This is a genomic window from Vibrio harveyi (assembly GCF_030060435.1).
Taxonomy (GTDB): domain Bacteria; phylum Pseudomonadota; class Gammaproteobacteria; order Enterobacterales; family Vibrionaceae; genus Vibrio; species Vibrio harveyi.
The window spans coordinates 1,871,470-1,892,418 of the sequence record NZ_CP125876.1; the positions used below are offsets into that span (position 1 = coordinate 1,871,470).

Consider the following 20,949-nt stretch of genomic DNA (forward strand, 5'->3'; position numbering starts at 1 on the left):
GAGCCTAATAAAGTCAAGAGAAAAACTTACGGTTTCAGTATTGTAAAGACTCGCCCGTCACTCAGGGTAAAGTTAACGGAGCTCGTTTTCTTCGGAATCCCACTCAATGCACACTCAGTATCTGAGTTACATACACCGCCAAGAGACCAAGAACCACCAAGCAATCCAGAACCAGAGATTCGAGCTGTCCATGTCTTACCATTGTTTGTGGAGCTGGTTGTGATGTCTGTTTCTGGCGGAGGTGGTGGTGGCGCTTCATCCTCAACATAAGTCGCCGTCACAGAGAGATTATTGTACGTAGCATAAGCATAGACACCGATATGCCACGTACCTGCACTTGGTGATGCTAAGGTACAGCTCTCGTTACTATTACTACTATAAGAACGACAATCATAATCGGTTTCTGAAGGCGCGCTGCCTAGCTTCACATATAAATCGGCATCGCCATCACTGCCCGAGGTCACAACATTTAATTCTGTTGATCCAGTTGGAACGTCGATGGTGAAGCAACGCCATTGACCTGTAGAAGCAGAGTCAACCGTTGAACTTACACCGTTTACCAATACTGTGATGTCACAAGTGGTCACTGGTGGTTCAACAACCCCGCCGTTTGTAGAGACGCCCACTTGTGCAAATGCGTTAGTAATGTCCGTACCGGAATAACCTAGCGCTTGTGCAGCAGCCAATACACCAGCCGCCGCAGAGTCATAAGTCGCATCTGGTGTCCAATAGTTCTGGTTTGCATAAGCAAAAGTCACAAACGATTTTTGTGTTCCCCAGCCATATTCAGTTGCAAGTAAATAAAACGCCTTGTTAAACACCCCGCTCGAATAGTGCACATCCATGCCGCTGACATAATCGGAGGCATGACCAATTGAACGTCCATCTAAAGGAGGATTGTCCATGTATCGCAGCGCGCCGTTGGCTGATTTGCGGATGTCGTAACCGACTTTCCAATCATTGCTGCCTCGTGAATAAAACTCAGCGGCTTCACCAGCAATATCTGAGAACGCTTCGTTGATACCACCCGATTGCTCAGAGTAAATAAGGTTCGAGTTTTGTTCCGTAAAGCCATGGCTGACCTCATGGGCGGAAACATCCAAACTCACCAACGGATAAAAATAGGTATCGCCATCACCAAAGGTCATGCTGGAGCCATTCCAAAAGGCGTTCTCGTAGCGTTTTCTGTAGTGGACGCGCATCTCTAACTGGAAAGTCAGCGGCGCGATCCCCAACCAATCTAAATACATGTCGTACACAACTTTACCGAAATAATGAGCATCATTAAGAGGGCTGTATGCACCGTTGATTTCTTTTACAGTGTTGGTTGGGCAAGTAAACGTGTGTGTGCTACCCGATGTGCGGCCATTTAAGTTGACCGTTTTGACCACACCATTGATATCCATAATACATGTGCTACCAGATTGCTGAACATTTAACGCTTCATAATCCACACCGTATTGGTACTCGCCGATTTTGAGGTTCCCCCCAGGGCCATTAGCACTAGCATGGGCTAATCCCTCATACTGATGCAAAACCTTACCCGTGTGCGCGTCGACTAGAAAGGTCGGTCGTGTTGGCTTGTGTGCGCTTTCCGAGTCAGCAAAAAAACGAACCTCGTAAGCTAAGTGCGCAACATTGTCGTTATCGACGTAGATGGTTAACGCCTGCTTTTGGTCTTCAATTTGATAGCCGTCTATGACAAATTGCTTTTGGACTTTGCTTTTCGCTTCGCCCGCTTTAAGCGATGGCGACACATTAGAAATATCATCGGCAATATCTTTAACCAATGTCCCGTTGATTCGCTTTATTTTGCCATTCTGATCTCGGTGGACAACAATCTGTTTCCCCCATACCGGAATACCTTTATACGTTTGCTGGTAGCGTGTATGTAGGTTGCCATTTTTGCCTTGGTTGGATTGAATTTTCTCTACTCTGTTCTCTTTTTGAAGCCCCAAAGCCTTACCGACATTTTGGGTTGAAGACTGATTACGCTTCTCTAGAGATACAAGATAACCATGATTATTTTCTAACCTTTCAGGCTTTGCTGCAAAAGAAAAAGATGAAAAGTATATTGCAGAGAGAAGCACAGCTGTCGTGATGACTCTGTAGCTGTGAGGTGTCGCGGTTTCCATTATTTGATCCCCTGTCTTGCTAACTAAGCAACGCCAATCTGACAGAGTTCAACGCCTAAGAATAAGTAAACTTACTCGACGCTTATTGAAATAGTTATCAATAAAGAGTCTAGTCGGCGGTTTCAATAAATCCACCCAATGATTTCATGCAAATGAAACCAATCAGCAAGAGATATTTAACAGTTTGAATATAACCTTCTGGTGTTGAAAATGATGCATTTATTGCACAAATCACACAAAACCGGAACAAGCATGCAAATTCGCAATCGTTTGTGTGATTCATGTCGCTTACAAAAGCTACTGATAACTTTAGTATTTGCGCGAATCCAATTATAAGGTATGACATACCCATGAAATATATAAAAACACCTCTTGCTCTCCTCATCGGTGCGACCCTACTTACCGGATGCAATGACGATACTGAATATGTGAATGTTCAACCTAAAGAAGTAAAGATCGCCACTTATAACCTCTCTTTTGATCGCTATACTTTCGAAGCTCTTGTTGCAGAAATGCAAGTTGAACCAGCAAAACAAACTCAGCTCGTTACTGCGTACCTTGATAAATCAATTGCTGCGGAAGACAAAGCAATGGCTGAGAAAGTCATTCAGATCCGTAACGTAGCAGCAATCATCCAGAAGAACCGTCCTGATGTTCTGATGATGGCGGAATACAACAACGATGGCACTGGCGAAAACAAAGCCGCGCTAGAGGGCTTCCAGAAAAACTACCTTTCTATCGCACAAAGCCTTGAAGGTGCTGGCGGTAAAGCTGACCTAGAGCCTATCGAGTACCCGTACGCGGAGTCTTACTCGACAAATACTGGCTTAAATAGTGGCTTAGACTTAGATAACGATGGCGTAAAAGGCAAACTACCTGGCGACGCTTGGGGCTTTGGTAACTACCACGGTCAATACGCGTTCGCCTTAATGTCTAAATACAAAATCGACACAGACAACACACGTACTTTCCAAGAGTTTAAATGGAAAGATATGGAAGGCGCTAAGATCCCTACCATCACGCTATGCGACGACCCAAGCAAATTCCCTAAAGACATGGGCTGTGGTGACGATTGGTACACTGCTGAAGAGTGGGAGCAAATTCGTCTGTCTTCTAAAAACCACGTAGACGCACCAATTATCATCCCGACAGAAAAAGGCGATGAAGTTGTTCACCTGCTTATGTCACACCCGACCCCACCAGTGTTTGATACAGGTAAAAACAAAGTACAAAACGGTGCAGAGGTTGAGTTCTGGCATCATTACGTACAGGGTAAAGACTACTTCTACGATGATGCTGGTAAGAAAGGCGGTCTGGCAGAAGGTGCGAAGTTCGTCATGATGGGCGACCAAAACCTTGATCCATTGGATGGTGATGGCTTTAGTGAGATCATGCAAGCATTCCACAATGATCCATTAGTTAACCAAGACGTGATGAATGGCGAGCTTTACCCAACAAGCTTTGGCGCAGCAGAACACGCAGCGGACGGCAGTTCTACTCACCCAATTCCAAATCGCATTACTTCAACATTTGGTCTAGGTGTTGACTACGCTATGCCATCAGCAAACCTAAACGTTGTGGATTCTGGCGTTTACTGGGCTGCATCTTATGAAGAAGGTCGTAAGCTATTTAACGATCCTCGCATTGGTGAGAAAGGGAGCGGTAAGGATGTTTCTTCTGACCACCGCATGATCTGGATTAAAGCTCAGTTCTAATCACGAACGTTTTAGAATTTAGTAACACAAAGCCTCGGTTTATGCCGAGGCTTTTTTATCGGGTCTCAAATTACCAGCGGTAAGTAACTGAAACACCGACATCTTCACTTGTCACCCAAGGCACGAGTTGAACATTCTCATCATAAGCATCTGTAAACACGTAAGCACTCAATGTGCCCAATGCAGCACCAGCTAACACATCTCGCCAATAGTGTTTCTTCGCCTCTACTCTGCCATAGCCGACTAATGTGGCAACACCGTATGCAGGTAAACCTGCTTCCCAACCATAACGCAAATAAAGAGTGGTAGCCGAAGCAAAAGCATTAGCCGTATGGTTAGAAGGAAAACTGTCGTTGCCGCTTTTATCTGGACGCTCAGCATCAATGGTGGTTTTACCAATTAAGCCAACACCAGACGCAGCACCAATACTAAAGCCAGCTTGCCAAAAGCCATCCCAGTCCCCTTTGTATACCGGAACAGCCGCCGCCGTTGCGACCAAGCCATACGCGCCAATATCGGTCAACACGTCCCAATCTTTCTCACTCATGGCATAAGTAGATTGGGCACAAAGAGTGGAGACTACGCCAACCAAACGTACAATTTTCTTCATTAATACAACCAATTAGATTTAAAAGTGCGAGCGAAAACTATCACAGCTCTCGCGATTGTTCGACTGCAAAGTGTAACAATTGAAGCGTGAATTGTTTGTGAAAGGAGAATCAATGACTGGACTGAAGGGAGTGACCGGAGACATAAAACGGGCAGTTACACACAAACTGCCCGTTTCGGATGTTTTACTTTCTGCGCTTGTACACCACGCAGAAGTTGCCACGCTTGGTGCGACACTTAGAGCAACGTTCGCAGTCCACTTCAGCGCGGTTACCGTCTTTCCAGCGCTTTATCAATTGTGGCTCTGCCAATAACGGACGAGAAAGCGCGAAGAATTGAATCTTGGTATTTTCAGCCAAGTCTTCAATTGCGCAGAAGTCGTTTAAACCACCTACGGTAATCACAGGTACGTTCACATCTTGGCTGATCACTTGACCGTACTCTTGGAAGTAGCCTTCTTCTTGTAGCGTGTAACCGTCGAACGATTCACCTACCATGGTGCTTGCGTTGCCGTGAATGTTACCCGATACAATGATCGCATCCACGCCCACTTCTTCTAGCTTCTTACAAACAATGCGCGTTTCATCGAACGTCAAACCGCCATCGAAGAATTCCGTTGCTGTCAGTTTCACCAGAATTGGGAAATCATCACCAACTAGCTTGCGTGTTTCGGCATAGATCTCCATAAGGAAACGCATGCGGTTCTCAAGGCTACCGCCGTATTGGTCTTCGCGACGATTGTAATATGGGCTCAAGAACTGGTTGATCAAGTACGTGTGCGCCGCGTGGATTTCTACACCATCAAAGCCAGAATCTTGCGCACGCTTGCTCGCTAGCGCAAATGCTTTAACGATGTAGTCAATCTCATCTTGAGTCATCGCTTTGCCTTCCGTTTTGGTGCCGCGCTCTGGCACTTCACTTGGAGCAAAAATCACACGCTCGCCAACGTTGAATGTTGTTTTTGTGCCGCCGTAAGCGATCTGCATGACAATCTTAGCGTCATGTTCGTGGACAAGATCCGTCAGCTTTTTGTATTCATCGATGAAAGAGTCGTTGTAGATCCCCATCATGCCTGCGTTCGGCTTCTCTTCTTCTACGATATTCGCGTAGCCAGTAACGATCAGACCCACTTCACCTTTGGCAAGTTCTTCATAAATGTCGTACAGCTTCTCGGTCATATGACCGTCTTCTGTTGCCATATTTTCCCACGTTGCACTTCGTACAAAGCGGTTCTTTATTGTCATGTTGCCAATGCGGGCTTCTGAAAACAAAATGCTCAAGTCCAGTCCTCTTAAAATCTGTCTTTTTAGATGCATCACTACCGAGTAGGAACGAAAAAGGAACAGCGATACACAAAGCATGGCTGTTCCTTCTCTGAATTTCTGTTCAGTGCGATGAGCGACGCGAACCTTACCGCCGAAACTGCGGCAAAACTTTAATCTGGATTAAGGTTTGGTGAGATAGATCACCGATTCCGCATTCATTGGTTTTGTTCTCATCACTACTACTGATGGCATCAATCGTTAACTCAGATTTACTTTCCTTTAATGAATAAACGGCAATGGAATCAACTCTAAGCCAAGCACGCCACTGATGCTCATTACGACCAATAACGACACCTTAAACACCACTTTGGACCATTGGATATAGTTGTTGTAATTCACTTTTTGGAATGTCACCCGCGTCCACATAAAGCACACTGCTGCCGAGACCGCTAAATATTCGTAGCCGGCTTCACCCAGCATAAACAACCCAATAGCAACCACACCAAAAGCAACCACGTACGCCTTCATATGTTGATGGGCTTTGGTAATGCCCTCTTTAACGGGAAGAACAGGAATGCCTGCATCGCGATAATCTTGCATACGGAACATAGCAATCGCGTAAGAGTGTGGCATCTGCCAGAGACAAAACATAATGAAGAGTAAAATCGCTTCTAAGCTGATGTAGTTCGTCACCGCAAGGTAGCCCACAAGCGGAGGAACCGCGCCAGAAATGCTGCCGACTAAAGTGCCGTAGACCGAATTTCGCTTGTACCACATGGTGTAGAAGAAGACGTAAAACACGTAACCCAAGAGTACAACCACAGCCGAGAGCGGATTCACTAGTTGAAACAGTAACGCTGTGCCATTCAACAGCAACACCAAAGCGTAGACAAACGCCGCATCGATGTTGATGTTTCCCATCACCAATTCACGATTTTGCGTGCGCTTCATTTTTTGGTCGATATCGCGGTCGAAGATGTTGTTCACCACGCATCCTGATGCAATCACAAGCCCCACGCCAACTAACGTTGTCAGCAACAACAGAAAGTTAGCGGGTTCTGATTTTGCGGCGAGGAAGAACCCCGCCGCAACAGAAATCAGGTTGCCGAAAATGATGCCCGGTTTAGTAATAGACAAATAACTTTTCAGCATACCCTAGCCTACAACTTCATGTTGACGTTCATGTTGTAAATGATCCAGATCGAGCCAGCGATCAGAATCAACACAACAATGGCGGTAAACATCAGTGACACCACGTTCCACTGACCTTCTGACGTTTTCACTTCCATGTGCAGGAAGTACTTAAAGTGCACAAAGATCTGCACAATCGCACAACCAAATAACACGGCATAAGTTGCAGGATCTGGCAGCACTTGCGCCCACACACAATAGAAAGGAATCACGGTCAGGATCAGAGATGCAATAAAGCCTTTTACGTAATCAGAGGCACCTGTATCTAGATGTTGTTCCATTACATAACCCCCAATAAGTAAACGATGGTGAATACACAAATCCAAACGATGTCTAGGAAGTGCCAGAATAAGCTCAAGCACTGGAATCGCATCGACATGTTATCGTTCAAGCCTTTGGTGGACAGTTGGTGGTAGCATACGGCTAGCCAGATCAAGCCAAAGGTTACGTGCAGACCGTGTGTTCCAACCAAAGTAAAGAACGCCGAAAGGAACGCACTTTCTTGTGGACCGTAGCCTTCAACAATCAGGTGATGGAACTCGTACACTTCCATCCCGATAAAGCCAGCACCAAGTAAGAAGGTCACTTTTAACCAACGCTTTAACCCTGCAACGCCTTTACGCTTCATCGCAATCATGCCGAAGCCAAACGTGATACTACTGAACAGCAGCAACATGGTTTCTACAAACACGAAAGGCAGTTCGAAAATGTCTTTACCGGTTGGACCCGCAATAGAGCCGCTTTCTAGTACTGCGTAAGTCGCGAACAAAGTCGCAAACAATACACAGTCACTCATTAGGTAAATCCAGAAACCAAACAGCTTAATGCCTGCAGAATCATGGTGATGATCGTGGTCGTGAACCGCAACATTAGCTTGCATAAGTCACCTCCAGATCGTCTTTCTTATCGTTGTCTTTCACTTCGTTTTTCTTCGCTTCTTCAAGTTGAGCTCGACGCTCCGCTTCAATCGCTTTGATTTCTTCTACTTCAACGTAGTAATCCACGTCGTCGTTGTAGCTGTGTTGGATACACGTAACGATGATGCCAACAAAGCTTGCTGCTGCTAGCCACCAGATGTACCAAATCATCGCGAAGCCAAATACCAATGCCCATGCAGAAACATAGATACCTGTTGGTGTGTTCTTCGGCATGTGAATGCGTTCGTATTCCACTTCTTTGGTTGGATCGAATTCGCCACTCTGCTTTTGGTACCAGAACGCGTCTAGCACATCACCTTTTGGTAGGTGTGCAAAGTTGTAGAACGGCGGTGGTGAAGACGTCGCCCACTCAAAGGTACGACCGCCCCATGGGTCACCCGTTAAGTCACGGTTTTGCTCGCGGTCACGAACACTCACGTAGATTTGGATGAACTGACAAACCACGCCAAGCGCAATCACTGCCGTACCCGCTGCGGCAATCGCCAACAGTGGGAAGTATTCCGGGTTAAGGTCTTGGCTTAGACGACGCGTCATGCCCATAAAGCCCAGAGCATAAAGCGGTAGGAACGCCATTAGGAAACCGACAATCCAGCAAATGAATGCACGTTTGCCCCATGTTTCATTCATGGTGAAACCTGTCGCTTTCGGGAACCAGTAAGTGATTGCCGCGAAACAACCAAATACCACACCACCAATGATTACGTTATGGAAGTGCGCAATCAGGAACACAGAGTTGTGCAGAACAAAGTCCGCACCCGGAACCGCCATTAGTACGCCCGTCATACCACCTACAGAGAAGGTAATCAGGAAGCCTACCGTCCACATCATCGGCGTGGTAAAGCGGATTCGCCCTTTGTACATGGTGAATAGCCAGTTGAAGATCTTCACCCCGGTCGGGATAGAGATAATCATGGTGGCGATGCCGAAGAATGCATTCACATTTGCACCTGAGCCCATGGTGAAGAAGTGATGCAGCCAAACGACGAACGCCAAAATCGTAATTACGATGGTCGCCCATACTAGTGAGGTGTAACCAAACAGCTTCTTGCGTGAGAAGGTTGCCGTTACCTCAGAGAACACACCAAAAATAGGCAAGATCAGGATGTACACTTCTGGATGACCCCATGCCCAAATCAGGTTGACGTACATCATCACGTTTCCACCAAGATCATTGGTGAAGAAGTGCGTACCGATGTAGCGATCCAGCGTCAGTAGAGCGATGGTTACGGTTAGGATTGGGAATGAAATGATGATTAGAATGTTGGCACACAGGGACGCCCACGTGAACACTGGCATCTTCATCATTGGCATAGACGGCGTACGCATGCGCAAAATAGTCGCAAAGAAGTTCACGCCCGTCAGCGTGGTGCCGACACCGGATATTTGCAGCGCCCATATCCAATAATCCACCCCAACTCCGGGGCTTGCCTCAATACCAGACAGCGGCGGATACGCCAACCAACCAGTACGACCAAACTCACCCAAGCCAAGTGACATATTGGTGAGGATCACGCCCACAATAAACAACCAGAAACTTAGGTTGTTTAGGTAAGGGAATGCCACATCACGCGCACCAATTTGCAGCGGCACGATGATGTTCATCAAACCAATCACCAACGGCATCGCCACGAAGAAAATCATGATTACGCCATGGGCAGTAAAGATTTGATCGTAGTGATGTGGTGGTAAATAACCGCTCTCGCCTGCCGCAGAAAGCAGTTGTTGGCTACGCATCATGACCGCATCTGCAAAGCCACGAATCAACATCACCATTGCCACGGCGATGTACATAAAGCCTAGTTTTTTGTGGTCTACCGAAGTAAACCATTCATTCCATAAGTATTGCCACTTACCCGCTTTGGTTATCGCCGCAACGACAGCCAAACCAACAATCGCGATCACCGCAAGAGTGACGACGATAATCGGCTCGTGATAAGGGATTGATTCAAGTGTTAATCTTCCAAACATTGCGATTATCCTAGATTTTCCGGCAAACAGTTCATTGAACCCGGATGCTGGGTCACGACGTCGGTGAACAAAAATGGTGGAATACTAGAGAACATCTTCACAGGCTCCGCCACCGTTGGTGATGCAAGCGCACGGAATTGATCCCAGTCTTCGATTCGGTCAGGGCTGGCTTTCACTTGCTGTACCCAATTCAGGAATGTAGTGCGATCTTCCATTGCTGCTGCGGTAAATTTCATCTGCGAGAAGCCCTTACCGCTGTAGTTAGAAGCAAAGCCTTTGTAATCCCCTGTGTGGTTCGCAATCAGATTTAACTTGGTCACCATGCCTGGCATCGCGTAAATCTGAGTACCGAGACGCGGGATAAAGAACGCGTTCATGATGTTGTCTGAGGTCAGTTTGAACTGAACCGGAACATCTTTCGGAAACGCCACATAGTTCACTGTCGCAATGTTCTCTTCTGGGTAGATGAACAGCCATTTCCAGTCGAGTGACACCACCTCAATGGTGATGGGTTTGACGTCACTTGCGATGGGCTTGGATGGCTCTAACTCGTGAGTAGAACGCCAAGTGATGGTTGCCAGAATCGCGATGATGATGATTGGAATCGTCCACACCACCACTTCAATCTTGGTCGAGTGCGCCCACTCTGGAGCGTATTCCTCGCCAGTGTTCGACTCTCGGTAGCGGTAAGCAAAATAGATTGTCATTAAAATCACGGGGATCACGACAATCAGCATCAGTAAAAGCGCTGTAATGATCAGTTCTTTTTCCTGAACGCCAATACTACCTTTCGGATCAAGTAGAGCAGAGTTACACCCTGAAAGCATAAGAATGGTTCCTGCCAAACTTATCCTCGCTAAGATGCGTTTGTATCTTGAAGCTTCCATTAACTTTCTCGATGGTTAGCCAACAACAGAGCAAGCCCTGCGATTGGTTGTCTTGGTCATTAGAATATTTTTGTGTTGAGCTTGTGCAGCAATGGACTTCTTGGTGGGAGGTATCAAGTTGCTTGATAGTTAAAACCACACTCACAACGTGAGTTTATTGTTACACTTTGAAATACATTGTTACATTCGAGCGCATTATGCGGAGGGAAAAAGGAAAGCTCATTAGCCACAGATGGAAACTAACGTTCCATTTATGAAAGCTAATATTGATATAGGAATAGCAAAACAGGTGCACAACATTAACGTACTACAGCGCATATTCTTTTCTTTACAGTAACTTAAGCAATGCAAACGAGAAGAGTAATCAGATGCGTATTCGGCACGAGAGTGTGAGCTACATTAGAAAGTGCGAATTAAGGAAAGCGTGACCAGTATCATAGTTATGAATTCACATACTATTTACATGGCATTTCTGCAGTAAATGATTATCCAGGCAATCCAATTTACCAGATTAATACCATGTGCTTTTTAGGAGTGATATTTGGTTCAATTGTTAATCGAATGAACTCACTAAAACGAAACGAGCGCTACTTAACTAGCGCTCGCTGTTAGAAACAAATAGCTCAATGCTACATTCTCATTCCGCCATCCACTTCGAGCACTCGCCCTGTGAAGTAGTCGTTTTCAAGAATGTATTTCACAGCATGAGCAATCTCACTCGTCTCCCCCATCCTACCGACGGGTATCATCTTTTGCAGTCGGTCTATGGCTTCTGGTTTCATTTGATCTGCCATTGCCGTTTTGACGACACCGGGCGCAATAGCCGCAGAGCGAATGCCATATCTGGCGAGTTCTCTTGCCCATGTTGTTGCCATGGTTGCGACGGCAGCTTTCGAGGCAGAGTAATTGGTTTGCCCAATATTGCCCGCTCTCGCCACGCTAGAGATGTTAATGATGGCGCCCTTCGAGCCACTCTCGATCATTTTGACTGCCGCTTCTCGACCACACAAGAAGGTGCCTGTGACGTTGACGTTCATCACTAGGTTGAACTGCTCAAGCGACATCTTGGTGATCTCGCCGTCTTTGGCTTTGACTAACAATCCATCTCGCAAGACGCCTGCGTTATTAACTAAGCCGTTTAGCTGCGCAAAATCTTGAAGGATCTCGTTAAAGGTATCCTCCACTTCAGATTCATTGGTGACATCAAGTCGATAGATCAATGCTTTGGCACTGAGCATCCGGCATTGTTCTTGGGTATTCAGCAGTCCCGTTTCGTTAACATCAAGCAATGCTAAATCCGCGCCCGCTTGAGCAAGGCTGACCGCCATCATCTGCCCTAACCCTTGCCCCGCACCCGTGATTGCAATGACACTGTTTTTTAAATCCATATCTGTACTCCATTACTGGATAACTTCCATGCTTAAACGCCTGATAGGAAATATCTCCTTTAGCTCTTCTGGTTCTTATAGAATTCAAACAAGCTTGAAAAGTCGAGTTCTGCATGACCTGCTGCGTTATGGAATGCATAAAGGTTACGAGCCAAAGAGCCCATAGGAACAGAAGAGTTGGTTTGCAGCGCCGCATCCAATCCTAAGCCAAGATCTTTCAGCATCAACTTGCTCATAAAACCGGGATTGTATTGATTGCTCGCTGGTGCAGAGTCCATCACGCCGGGGCATGGGTTATAGAGCTCCAATGCCCAATTTCGACCAGAGCTTTGCAGCATGATATTGGATAAGACTTTCGGGTCGAGACCGTGATCAATGCCGAGATTGAGTGCCTCGCAGGTTCCCGACATCAGGATACCCAACATGAGGTTATTACAGATTTTTGCCATCTGACCGTCGCCCGCTTTACCAGCGTGGAACACGTTCTTGCCCATGTATTGCAAGATCGCATTGGCTTTGGAAAACGCTTCGTCCGAGCCACCAACAATAAAGGTCAGCGTTGCTGCTTTTGCACCTGCTACACCACCGGAGACGGGAGAGTCGACAAACAACAATCGTTTGTTTTGCGCTTCGTTCGCCACCAAGCGAGCAGAATCTGGATCAATGGTCGAGCAGTCAATCAGCAATGCGTTGTCCTGCACAATGTTGAGTAGACCGACACCACCGTGTAAATCCCCTAAGTACACCGCGCGCACGTGTGCACCCGCTGGTAGCATGGTGATGACCGTTCCTGCGCCATCTACGGCTTCTTCTAAAGTACTGGCAACCACTGCGCCAAATGGTTCGAGTTGCCTCGCCGCGTTCACATCCACATCGAACACTTGCACGTGAAACCCTGACGCCAATAGGTTTTGTGCCATTGGACTGCCCATGTTGCCCAAGCCAATAAATGCAATGGTACTCATGTTGTTTCTCCTTATTTTCCTAGTTGTGCAAGCGGATGTTCCTCTTCTGACCAAAGAGAAGTGAACAAGGTATCGATGACGCTCTCATCGACTTCACTGACGCTGTTAAACATCCATTTTGGATTGCCGTCTTTATCAACTAATCGAGAGCGCACGCCCTCTTCAAACTCACCGAGTAATGCGCTGCGAACTGACAAGGTTAGCTCTAGACGGAAACAATCTGCCAATGACAAACGGTGGTACTCTTTGACTTGTCTAAAACAGATATGTGCGGTGATCGGACTGCCCGCAACAAACGATTTTTGTGCGCTCTCAAGCCATTGAGTCTCGCCTTCCATTGCTTGAATACGTTGGGCAATCTGATTTAAGTCATAGCCTTTGCAGGCTTCTTTAATTTGGTCGAGATAAGGGCAAATCTGAGTTGTCGGCTTACTGTCGATGACTTGATCTTCCATCAACTGAAGTAACGCACTGACAAGCGATTTGGCATCGGCAGAGCCCCAATCGACTTGTTTCAGCTCTTCAAGCAATGCTGGATATTGCTCTTCCAGCAGCAACCATTCCGCCAATCCGATCGTGACAGCGTCACTTGAATTCACCATTGCACCAGTTAACCCAAGGAACAAACCTACCTCTGGGTCGATTTGGCTTAAGAACCAAGTGCCACCCACGTCCGGATAAAGCCCGATATTGATCTCTGGCATCGCAAGACGAGATTTAGGGGTGACGACTCTATGGCTGGTGCCCATAAACAAGCCCATGCCGCCGCCCATCACAATGCCCTCTCCCCAACCAATGATTGGCTTTTGGTAGGTATGAATCATGTAGTCGCATTCGTACTCAAGCGAGAAGTAGTTAGAACAGAACTCGGCAGTTTCTTCTTTGCTTTTTTCGTGCATGACGTGGTACATGGTTCGTACATCGCCCCCTGCACAAAACGCTTTTTCACCCGCGCCATTGAGGATGACACACACCAAATCAGGGTCATCTTGCCATTCGATAAGTTGGTCGTTGAGCTCTGCCAACATGTCGTAAGTCAACGCATTCAAAGAAGCCGTGTTGTCTAACGTCGCGATACCAATTCGGTGCACGCCGTCTAAGCAATCTATTTCGCTAATGGTTACTTTCCCTGTCATGCGACCTCCTATTGATTCTTCCAGTTGGGTTTACGTTTTTCTAAGAAGGCACGAACTCCCTCGGTTTGATCTTCGGTATCGAATAAGTTTAGAAACAGTTCTCGTTCTTTAATCAGACCATGTTTGAGTGGAGCTGAACGCATGTTTTGGATAAGCGCTTTGCACGCGGTTACCGAAGAAGGCGATTGATTGGCAACCGATTCTGCAAGCTCAATGGCTTTATTAAGCGCTCCACCTTTTTCCACCACTTCTTCCGCTAAGCCAAGTTCTCGCGCTTGTGCTGCACCGACTTGTTCACCGCACAATATGATGCGTTTCGCCCAACCTTCACCGACCAATGCGGTTAGGTTTTGCGTACCACCAGCACAAGGCAGTAAGCCCACTTTCGCCTCTGGCAGTGCCAGTACGGCTTGCTCTTCCACTACACGAATATCACACGCCAATGCGACTTCTAATCCGCCTCCCATGGCATAGCCGTTGATGGCTGCGATGGAAACCCCTCGAAATGCAGACAGCGTTTCAAAGGCTTCACCAAAGATATGCGCCATCTCTAACGCAACCGCTTTATCGCCATCGGCAAACAACTTGAGGTCTGCACCTGCAGAGAAAAACTTCTCTCCATTCCCAGTGAGCACTAGAGCGTAAACGTCTTTATTGTCGTTTAGCGCCAGCACTAGCTCTTTCAATGCGGTTAAGCTTTGTGACGTCCAAGTATTAGCGGGCGGGTTGTTCATGGTCACCACCGCAACATGATTGCTGATGGTATGTTGAATCGCTTGTTGTTCTGTTAGTGACATATCTCTGAATCCTTTCTTGATGAAAATGACCTGAGCTTTATGAATAAAAGCAGAGCTTGGCGGCGCATTTATAGCAATGACGATTCTTCTGCGAGCAATCGACGCGCGATGATCAACCGCATGATCTCGTTAGTACCTTCCAAAATTTGGTGTACTCGAACATCACGGAAATAACGCTCCATCGGGTATTCTTTGATATAGCCATAGCCACCGTAAAGTTGCAGCGCTTGGTCACAAACTTGAAAGCCGACATCGGTTGCAAAGCGTTTTGCCATGGCACAATAAGTCGTGGCGTCTGGGTCACCTCGGTCTAACTTGCTGGCGGCGTACCGCATCAGTTGGCGAGCAGCGACAAGCTCGGTTGCCATATCTGCCAGTTTGAATTGCAATGCTTGGAATTGAGCTAATGATTTGCCGAACTGTTTACGTTCTTGCATGTACTGCGCCGCTTGATTCAGCGCTTGCTGAGCCGTACCGACCGAACAGGTAGCAATGTTGATGCGTCCGCCATCCAAACCTTTCATAGCGAACACAAACCCTTGTCCTTCTTCACCCAACAAATGTGACGCAGGAATAGAAACACTATCAAAAGTCACCGCGCGTGTCGGCTGACTGTTCCAACCCATTTTCGGCTCTTTACGTCCGTAGCTAACACCGTCTGCATTGGCGGGGACAACAAACGCGGATACACCTTTCGCGCCCGCATCGCCGGTTCTCGCCATCACAACTAAAACGTCAGTATCGCCTGCGCCAGAGATAAAGGTTTTGCCGCCGTTAAGTATGTAGTTATCACCTTGCTTAGTCGCAGAAGTCGTTAGAGACGCCGCGTCCGAGCCTGCGTTTGGCTCGGTTAAACAATAAGATCCGAGAAATTCACCCGTAATAAGTTTTGGGCAGAACGCGTCTTTCACTTCATCGGTCCCAAAGCTCGCAACCATCCAAGTCACCATGTTGTGAATGGTCATAAATGCGGTGGTCGATGTGCACCCCATAGAGAGCTGCTCGAAAATGATGGATGCATCTAAACGGCTTAAGCCCAAACCGCCTTGTTCTTCTGGGGTGTAGAGGCTCAAGAAACCAAGTTCTCCTGCCTCTCGAAGAATGTCTTTCGGGAAGATTTGTTTCTCATCCCACTCTGCTGCCATTGGCGCTAAACGCTCTGCTGCAAACTGCTGAGCGGTGTCGGCAAACATACGTTGATCTTCGTTGAGTTCAAAATCCATATGAGCTCCTTACTTCGTTAGCGCAAGTTAATGGTCAGGTTTGGACCGGTTGGGATATCGTCATCAAACCAACGAGCCGTCACGGTTTTGGTCTCGGTGTAGAAGCGCGCCGCTTGTTTGCCATAGGCATGCAAATCACCGTAAAAACTGCCGCGCCAACCCGTAAACGAGAAGAATGGCAAAGGCACGGGAATCGGTACGTTCACACCTACCTGTCCGACTTGGATCTCATGTTGATACTTTCTCGCCGCCGCACCATTGGCAGTGAAGATGGAAGTGCCGTTGCCGTATGGGTTGCGATTCACGAGCTCTATCGCTTCTTGTAACGTGTCGACCTCAATACACACCAAAACAGGTCCGAAGATTTCTTGGGTGTAAACCGACATCTCTGTGGTGACGCCGCTGAATAAGGTTGGACCAACCCAGTTACCTTCAGGGAAGCCTTCCACTTCACATTGGCTACCATCAAGTTCACACACCGCCCCTTGTTGTTTGCCTTCTTCAATCAAACCAAGTACACGCTGTTTTGCTTGTGCGCTGATCAAAGGACCATACGCAGCATTCTCGTCATCCCAAGCGCCAGGATGCACTTTCGCCATTTCTTGTTTTAAATCGGCAATCCACTCTTTCGAACTGCCTACAAACACAGCTACGGATATCGCCATACAACGTTGCCCTGCCGCACCAACTGAAGAACCAACTAAGTTGTTCACCACTTGGTTTTTGTTCGCATCTGGCATTACTACCATGTGGTTTTTCGCGCCAGCAAAGGCTTGAACACGTTTGAAGTTCTGTGTGCCTGTGGTGTAAATGTATTGCGCTACAGGAACAGAACCAACGAAAGAAACGGCTTGGATATCGGGATGCTTTAGCAGCAAGTCGACCTGCTCCTTACGACCGTGCACGATTTGCAGCACACCTTTTGGTGCACCAGCTTCTTCGAACAGCTCAGCCAAGCGAATTGACGTTAGAGGCACTTGCTCAGAGGGCTTAAGGACAAAGGTATTACCGCTCGCAATCGCGATTGGGAACATCCACAAAGGGATCATGGCGGGGAAGTTAAACGGCGTAATACCGCAGCACACTCCAAGCGGTTGAATCAGCGAATAGCTGTCGATATCGGTCGCAACGTTCTCGACGGTTTCTCCCATCATGTTACTAGCGATATTTGCAGCTTGCTCGACCACTTCGATACCACGCCACACATCCCCTTTTGCATCCGCAAAGATCTTGCCTGTTTCGTGAGAAAGTAGCGTCGCCAATTCATCATGATGTTCTTTCAGTAGATGTTGGTAGCGCAGCATTAAACGCACACGCTCAGACACGGCGACATCTTTCCAACAGGTAAAGGTGGCTTTTGCACTTTCAATTGCCGCATGCATCTCTTCATCCGTTGCGCACGGCAAGCGTGCAATCACGTCATTGGTGGCAGGGTTTGTCACTTCTACCCAATCCGTTGCTTGAGATTCACGAAACTCACCATCGATGAATAAGGGAACCGTGCGAGTCATAATCTAGTCCTTCTTTACGTTATTCGATAATTGGAATTAAAGCGGTATCTCGATACCAATAGCAGTGGCTTCACCACCACCGATACACAGTGATGCAATACCTCGCATCACTTTTTTATTGTTGTTGTCGCCATCTACACCAAGCGATTGCAGTTGGCGTAGGCTATGAATGAGGGTCACCAAAATGCGAGCTCCACTTGCGCCAATTGGATGCCCAAGCGCACACGCTCCGCCTTTGATGTTTACTTTGTCTCTATCGATGCCTAATTGGCGTACCGCGATTTGCGTAACAACGGCGAAAGCTTCGTTGATCTCCCAAAGATCGACCTCGTCTACTGACCAATCGAGTTGAGATAACAACTGCTCTATTGCAAAGACAGGCGCGAGGGTAAATTCGGCGGGCTTTCTGGCGTGGGTCGAGTGCCCCTTGATGATTGCTAATGGCGTTAAACCTTGATGCTGTGCCACCTGCGAGTCCATTAACACCAAGGCTGCAGCACCATCGGATATCGCACTTGAGTTTGCAGCCGTCACCGAGCCGTTTTTATCGAACGCAGGTTTGAGTTGAGGGATCTTGTCGAGCTTGATGGAGCGTGGATGCTCGTCATAATCCAATGTTGAAGTGCTATGACGAGTCGTGATTTCTATCGGCGAGATTTCATCGTCAAACAGACGCTGATCTTGCGCTTCCAATGCTCTTGTCGCGGATAGCATCGCCCATTCATCCATTTGTTCACGAGTAAACTCAGAACGGTCAGCCGTTTGCTGCGCATAAACTCCCATCAAGTGCCCTTCATACGCATCTTGAAGACCGTCGAGAAACATGTGGTCATAGGTAGATTGGTGACCCATTCGCATGCCATTGCGTGCTTCTTTAAGCAGATACGGCGCATTGGTCATGCTTTCCATACCACCAGCAATGGCGCTGCGAATGCTGCCCGCTTTGATAAGGTCGTGAGCCAGCATGACGCTTTTCATGCCAGAGCCACACACTTTATTGATGGTGGTACAGCCTGTCGTCAGCGGAAGATCTGCACCTAGTGCTGCTTGTCTGGCTGGCGCTTGTCCGCACCCCGCAGGTAATACGCAGCCCATGTAGACTTCGTCGACTTCGCTAACACCACTCGCATCCATTGCCGCTTTGATAGCAAATGCCCCTAATTGAGGCGCTGAATAACCTTGTAACTGACCTTGAAAGCGCCCGATTGGCGTTCGCTTTGCACTGACAATCCAGATGTCGTTTCCCATGATCTCGTCCCTTCTGACGATAATTCACAGTTCACGAACTCATCCCTCACACCTGCTACCACGGAGCTTTCACACAGAATGTGGTGTCACTCCAGCCTCTCATAAAACGATGAATTTTCGCACTGTGATTTCTTGACGTTTACGTAAGCATAGCACTAACATTTACGTTAACGTAAAGAAACACATTAATAACAACACAAATTTACTCTCATGCTTTTAGCTAGCCCGTTTAGTTCAAGGCTTGAAGGGATTTTAAGAAGCCAAAACTATTCATTAGAGGGAAAAACCAAGTGGATAAATTCAAGATAAGTGACCTCGCCAAAGAGTTCGACATCACGACCCGAAGCATTCGTTTTTATGAGGATGTCGGGCTGATAGAGCCGGAACGAAAAGGCAATATTCGCGTATATCAACGCAGAGATAAGATCCGTCTCAAGCTGATTTTACGTGGAAAGCGATTGGGTTTTTCGCTTGCGGAAATTCGAGAGTTGTTCGAGCTTTACGATACCCAACAAAGCGATGGTCAGCTACTTAAAATGCTAACCATTATTGATGAAAAACAAGCGCACTTACAGCAGCAACTGGACGATATTAGCGTTGTAATGAACGAGCTAGAAACCGCCAAAGAGCGATGCAAACAAGCACTAAGCGACAATAAAACTAACAGCCAATAACTAAAAACTTATAACGACTAAAACAAACAAGAACAACCATAGTTTCCAAGCCCAAGCAGTGTAACTCGAACCTTATCCGTACTAATAACCGCAGTACTTTCAACAGGGAAATGTTATGAAAAGCAGCTACACCCCACTCAATTTTGGGCTTGGTGAAACCATCGATATGCTCCGAGACCACGTCAATGCGTTCGCCACCGAGCATATCGCCCCTATCGCCGCAGACATCGACCGCGACAACCAATTCCCCAATCATTTGTGGTCCAAGTTTGGTGAAATGGGTTTGCTCGGCGTAACCGTCGACGAAGAGTTTGGCGGTGCAGGCATGGGCTATCTTGCTCATGTTGTTGCGATGGAAGAGATCAGCCGAGCTTCGGCGTCTGTCGCGCTCAGTTACGGCGCGCATTCCAACCTTTGTGTTAACCAAATCTTTCGCAATGGCTCTCCTGCTCAACGAGAAAAGTACCTACCTAAACTCATCGATGGTTCTCACGTCGGTGCACTAGCCATGAGTGAGCCGAACTCAGGTTCTGACGTAGTTAGTATGCAGCTACGAGCTGAAGACAAAGGTGACCACTTTCTGATGAACGGCAACAAAATGTGGATCACCAATGGTCCCGACGCCGATACCTTAGTGGTTTACGCAAAAACCGATCCCAACGGCGGCTCTCGTGGTATCACCGCTTTCATTATTGAGCGAGAGTTTGAAGGCTTTAGCCATGCGCAAAAACTCGACAAACTTGGCATGCGCGGCTCCAACACCTGTGAATTAGTGTTCCAAGATTGCGTCGTACCAAAAGAGAATGTATTGGGAGAACTAAACCACGGTGTCGAAGTGTTGATGAGTGGCTTGGATTACGAACGCGTGGTATTAGCAGCCGGTCCACTTGGCATCATGCAAGCCTGTATGGACGAAGTGGTTCCGTATGTTCATGACCGCAAACAGTTCGGCAAATCCATTGGTGAATTCCAACTCGTGCAAGGAAAGCTTGCTGACATGTATTCACGCATGAACGCCGCCAAAGCTTATGTTTATGCTGTCGCAGCCGCCTGTGACCGAGGTGAATGCACGCGTAAAGATGCCGCTGGTGTGATCCTTTACAGCGCAGAGCTTGCCACACAAATGTCGCTCGATGCTATTCAGCTGTTAGGCGGCAATGGCTACATCAACGAATACGCGACCGGGCGTTTACTCCGTGACGCCAAACTGTATGAGATTGGTGCTGGCACTTCTGAAATTCGCCGCATGTTAATTGGACGAGAGTTGTTCGAAGAGTCTCGCTAACCCACCGACAAGGA

18 protein-coding genes are annotated in these 20,949 nt (G+C 47.4%); 3 read left to right on the plus strand and 15 right to left on the minus strand.

From position 1 onward, the window contains the following. Positions 1 to 26: 26 nt before the first annotated feature. Positions 27 to 2,135: a M4 family metallopeptidase gene (locus QMY49_RS24930; RefSeq protein ID WP_017188987.1), complete on the minus strand. Its 2,109-nt coding sequence runs from the start codon at positions 2,133 to 2,135 to the stop codon at positions 27 to 29. A 350-nt stretch (positions 2,136 to 2,485) separates the two neighbouring features. On the opposite strand from QMY49_RS24930, the gene QMY49_RS24935 reads away from it, so the two are divergent. Beyond that, entirely contained in the window at positions 2,486 to 3,850 is a 1,365-nt protein-coding gene (locus QMY49_RS24935) for an endonuclease/exonuclease/phosphatase family protein (protein ID WP_017188985.1), read from the plus strand. 70 nt (positions 3,851 to 3,920) lie between these two features. Here QMY49_RS24935 and QMY49_RS24940 read toward each other — a convergent pair whose 3' ends face one another. From QMY49_RS24940 to QMY49_RS25005, 14 genes are all read right to left on the minus strand, one after another. Then, positions 3,921 to 4,460 carry a phosphatase PAP2 family protein gene (locus QMY49_RS24940; RefSeq protein ID WP_009701640.1) on the minus strand — a complete coding sequence of 180 codons (540 nt, stop codon included), beginning with the start codon at positions 4,458 to 4,460 and terminating at the stop codon, positions 3,921 to 3,923. Positions 4,461 to 4,644: 184 nt separating this feature from the next. Beyond that, the gene (locus tag QMY49_RS24945; protein WP_283315083.1) at positions 4,645 to 5,739 is read right to left on the minus strand and encodes an NADH:flavin oxidoreductase; all 1,095 of its coding nucleotides are present in this window, start codon (positions 5,737 to 5,739) and stop codon (positions 4,645 to 4,647) included. Positions 5,740 to 6,003: 264 nt separating this feature from the next. After that, positions 6,004 to 6,876, minus strand: a complete 873-nt coding sequence (gene cyoE / locus QMY49_RS24950; protein ID WP_017819554.1) for a heme o synthase — start codon at positions 6,874 to 6,876, stop codon at positions 6,004 to 6,006. Between the two features lie 8 nt (positions 6,877 to 6,884). Then, entirely contained in the window at positions 6,885 to 7,196 is a 312-nt protein-coding gene (gene cyoD / locus QMY49_RS24955) for a cytochrome o ubiquinol oxidase subunit IV (RefSeq protein WP_283315086.1), read from the minus strand. Then, positions 7,196 to 7,795: a cytochrome o ubiquinol oxidase subunit III gene (cyoC, locus tag QMY49_RS24960; RefSeq protein ID WP_283315088.1), complete on the minus strand. Its 600-nt coding sequence runs from the start codon at positions 7,793 to 7,795 to the stop codon at positions 7,196 to 7,198. The genes cyoD and cyoC overlap by 1 nt, the downstream gene beginning before the upstream one ends. Further along, a complete protein-coding gene (gene cyoB / locus QMY49_RS24965; protein ID WP_283315090.1) occupies positions 7,785 to 9,821 on the minus strand; it encodes a cytochrome o ubiquinol oxidase subunit I in 2,037 nt (678 codons plus the stop codon). The genes cyoC and cyoB overlap by 11 nt, the downstream gene beginning before the upstream one ends. A gap of 5 nt (positions 9,822 to 9,826) precedes the next feature. Next, on the minus strand, positions 9,827 to 10,708 hold the full coding sequence (cyoA, locus tag QMY49_RS24970; RefSeq protein WP_283315092.1) for a ubiquinol oxidase subunit II: 882 nt from the start codon (positions 10,706 to 10,708) through the stop codon (positions 9,827 to 9,829). 629 nt (positions 10,709 to 11,337) lie between these two features. Then, positions 11,338 to 12,096 (minus strand): SDR family oxidoreductase, encoded by a 759-nt coding sequence (locus QMY49_RS24975; protein WP_283315095.1) that lies wholly within the window; start codon positions 12,094 to 12,096, stop codon positions 11,338 to 11,340. 59 nt (positions 12,097 to 12,155) lie between these two features. Further along, a complete protein-coding gene (mmsB, locus tag QMY49_RS24980; RefSeq protein ID WP_283315097.1) occupies positions 12,156 to 13,061 on the minus strand; it encodes a 3-hydroxyisobutyrate dehydrogenase in 906 nt (301 codons plus the stop codon). A gap of 11 nt (positions 13,062 to 13,072) precedes the next feature. Beyond that, positions 13,073 to 14,197 (minus strand): enoyl-CoA hydratase/isomerase family protein, encoded by a 1,125-nt coding sequence (locus QMY49_RS24985; RefSeq protein ID WP_283315099.1) that lies wholly within the window; start codon positions 14,195 to 14,197, stop codon positions 13,073 to 13,075. A gap of 8 nt (positions 14,198 to 14,205) precedes the next feature. Beyond that, on the minus strand, positions 14,206 to 14,994 hold the full coding sequence (locus tag QMY49_RS24990; RefSeq protein WP_283315101.1) for an enoyl-CoA hydratase: 789 nt from the start codon (positions 14,992 to 14,994) through the stop codon (positions 14,206 to 14,208). Between the two features lie 68 nt (positions 14,995 to 15,062). Continuing rightward, a complete protein-coding gene (locus QMY49_RS24995; protein WP_283315105.1) occupies positions 15,063 to 16,217 on the minus strand; it encodes an acyl-CoA dehydrogenase family protein in 1,155 nt (384 codons plus the stop codon). Positions 16,218 to 16,234: 17 nt separating this feature from the next. Next, positions 16,235 to 17,728 carry a CoA-acylating methylmalonate-semialdehyde dehydrogenase gene (locus QMY49_RS25000; RefSeq protein WP_283315107.1) on the minus strand — a complete coding sequence of 498 codons (1,494 nt, stop codon included), beginning with the start codon at positions 17,726 to 17,728 and terminating at the stop codon, positions 16,235 to 16,237. A gap of 36 nt (positions 17,729 to 17,764) precedes the next feature. Next, the gene (locus QMY49_RS25005; protein ID WP_283315109.1) at positions 17,765 to 18,976 is read right to left on the minus strand and encodes a thiolase family protein; all 1,212 of its coding nucleotides are present in this window, start codon (positions 18,974 to 18,976) and stop codon (positions 17,765 to 17,767) included. 290 nt (positions 18,977 to 19,266) lie between these two features. Here QMY49_RS25005 and QMY49_RS25010 point away from each other — a divergent pair, with 290 nt between their 5' ends. Together QMY49_RS25010 and QMY49_RS25015 are read left to right on the plus strand one after the other, a co-directional pair. Further along, the gene (locus QMY49_RS25010) at positions 19,267 to 19,650 is read left to right on the plus strand and encodes a MerR family transcriptional regulator (protein ID WP_009704658.1); all 384 of its coding nucleotides are present in this window, start codon (positions 19,267 to 19,269) and stop codon (positions 19,648 to 19,650) included. A 115-nt stretch (positions 19,651 to 19,765) separates the two neighbouring features. Next, entirely contained in the window at positions 19,766 to 20,935 is a 1,170-nt protein-coding gene (locus QMY49_RS25015; RefSeq protein WP_050939900.1) for an isovaleryl-CoA dehydrogenase, read from the plus strand. Positions 20,936 to 20,949 lie beyond the last annotated feature (14 nt).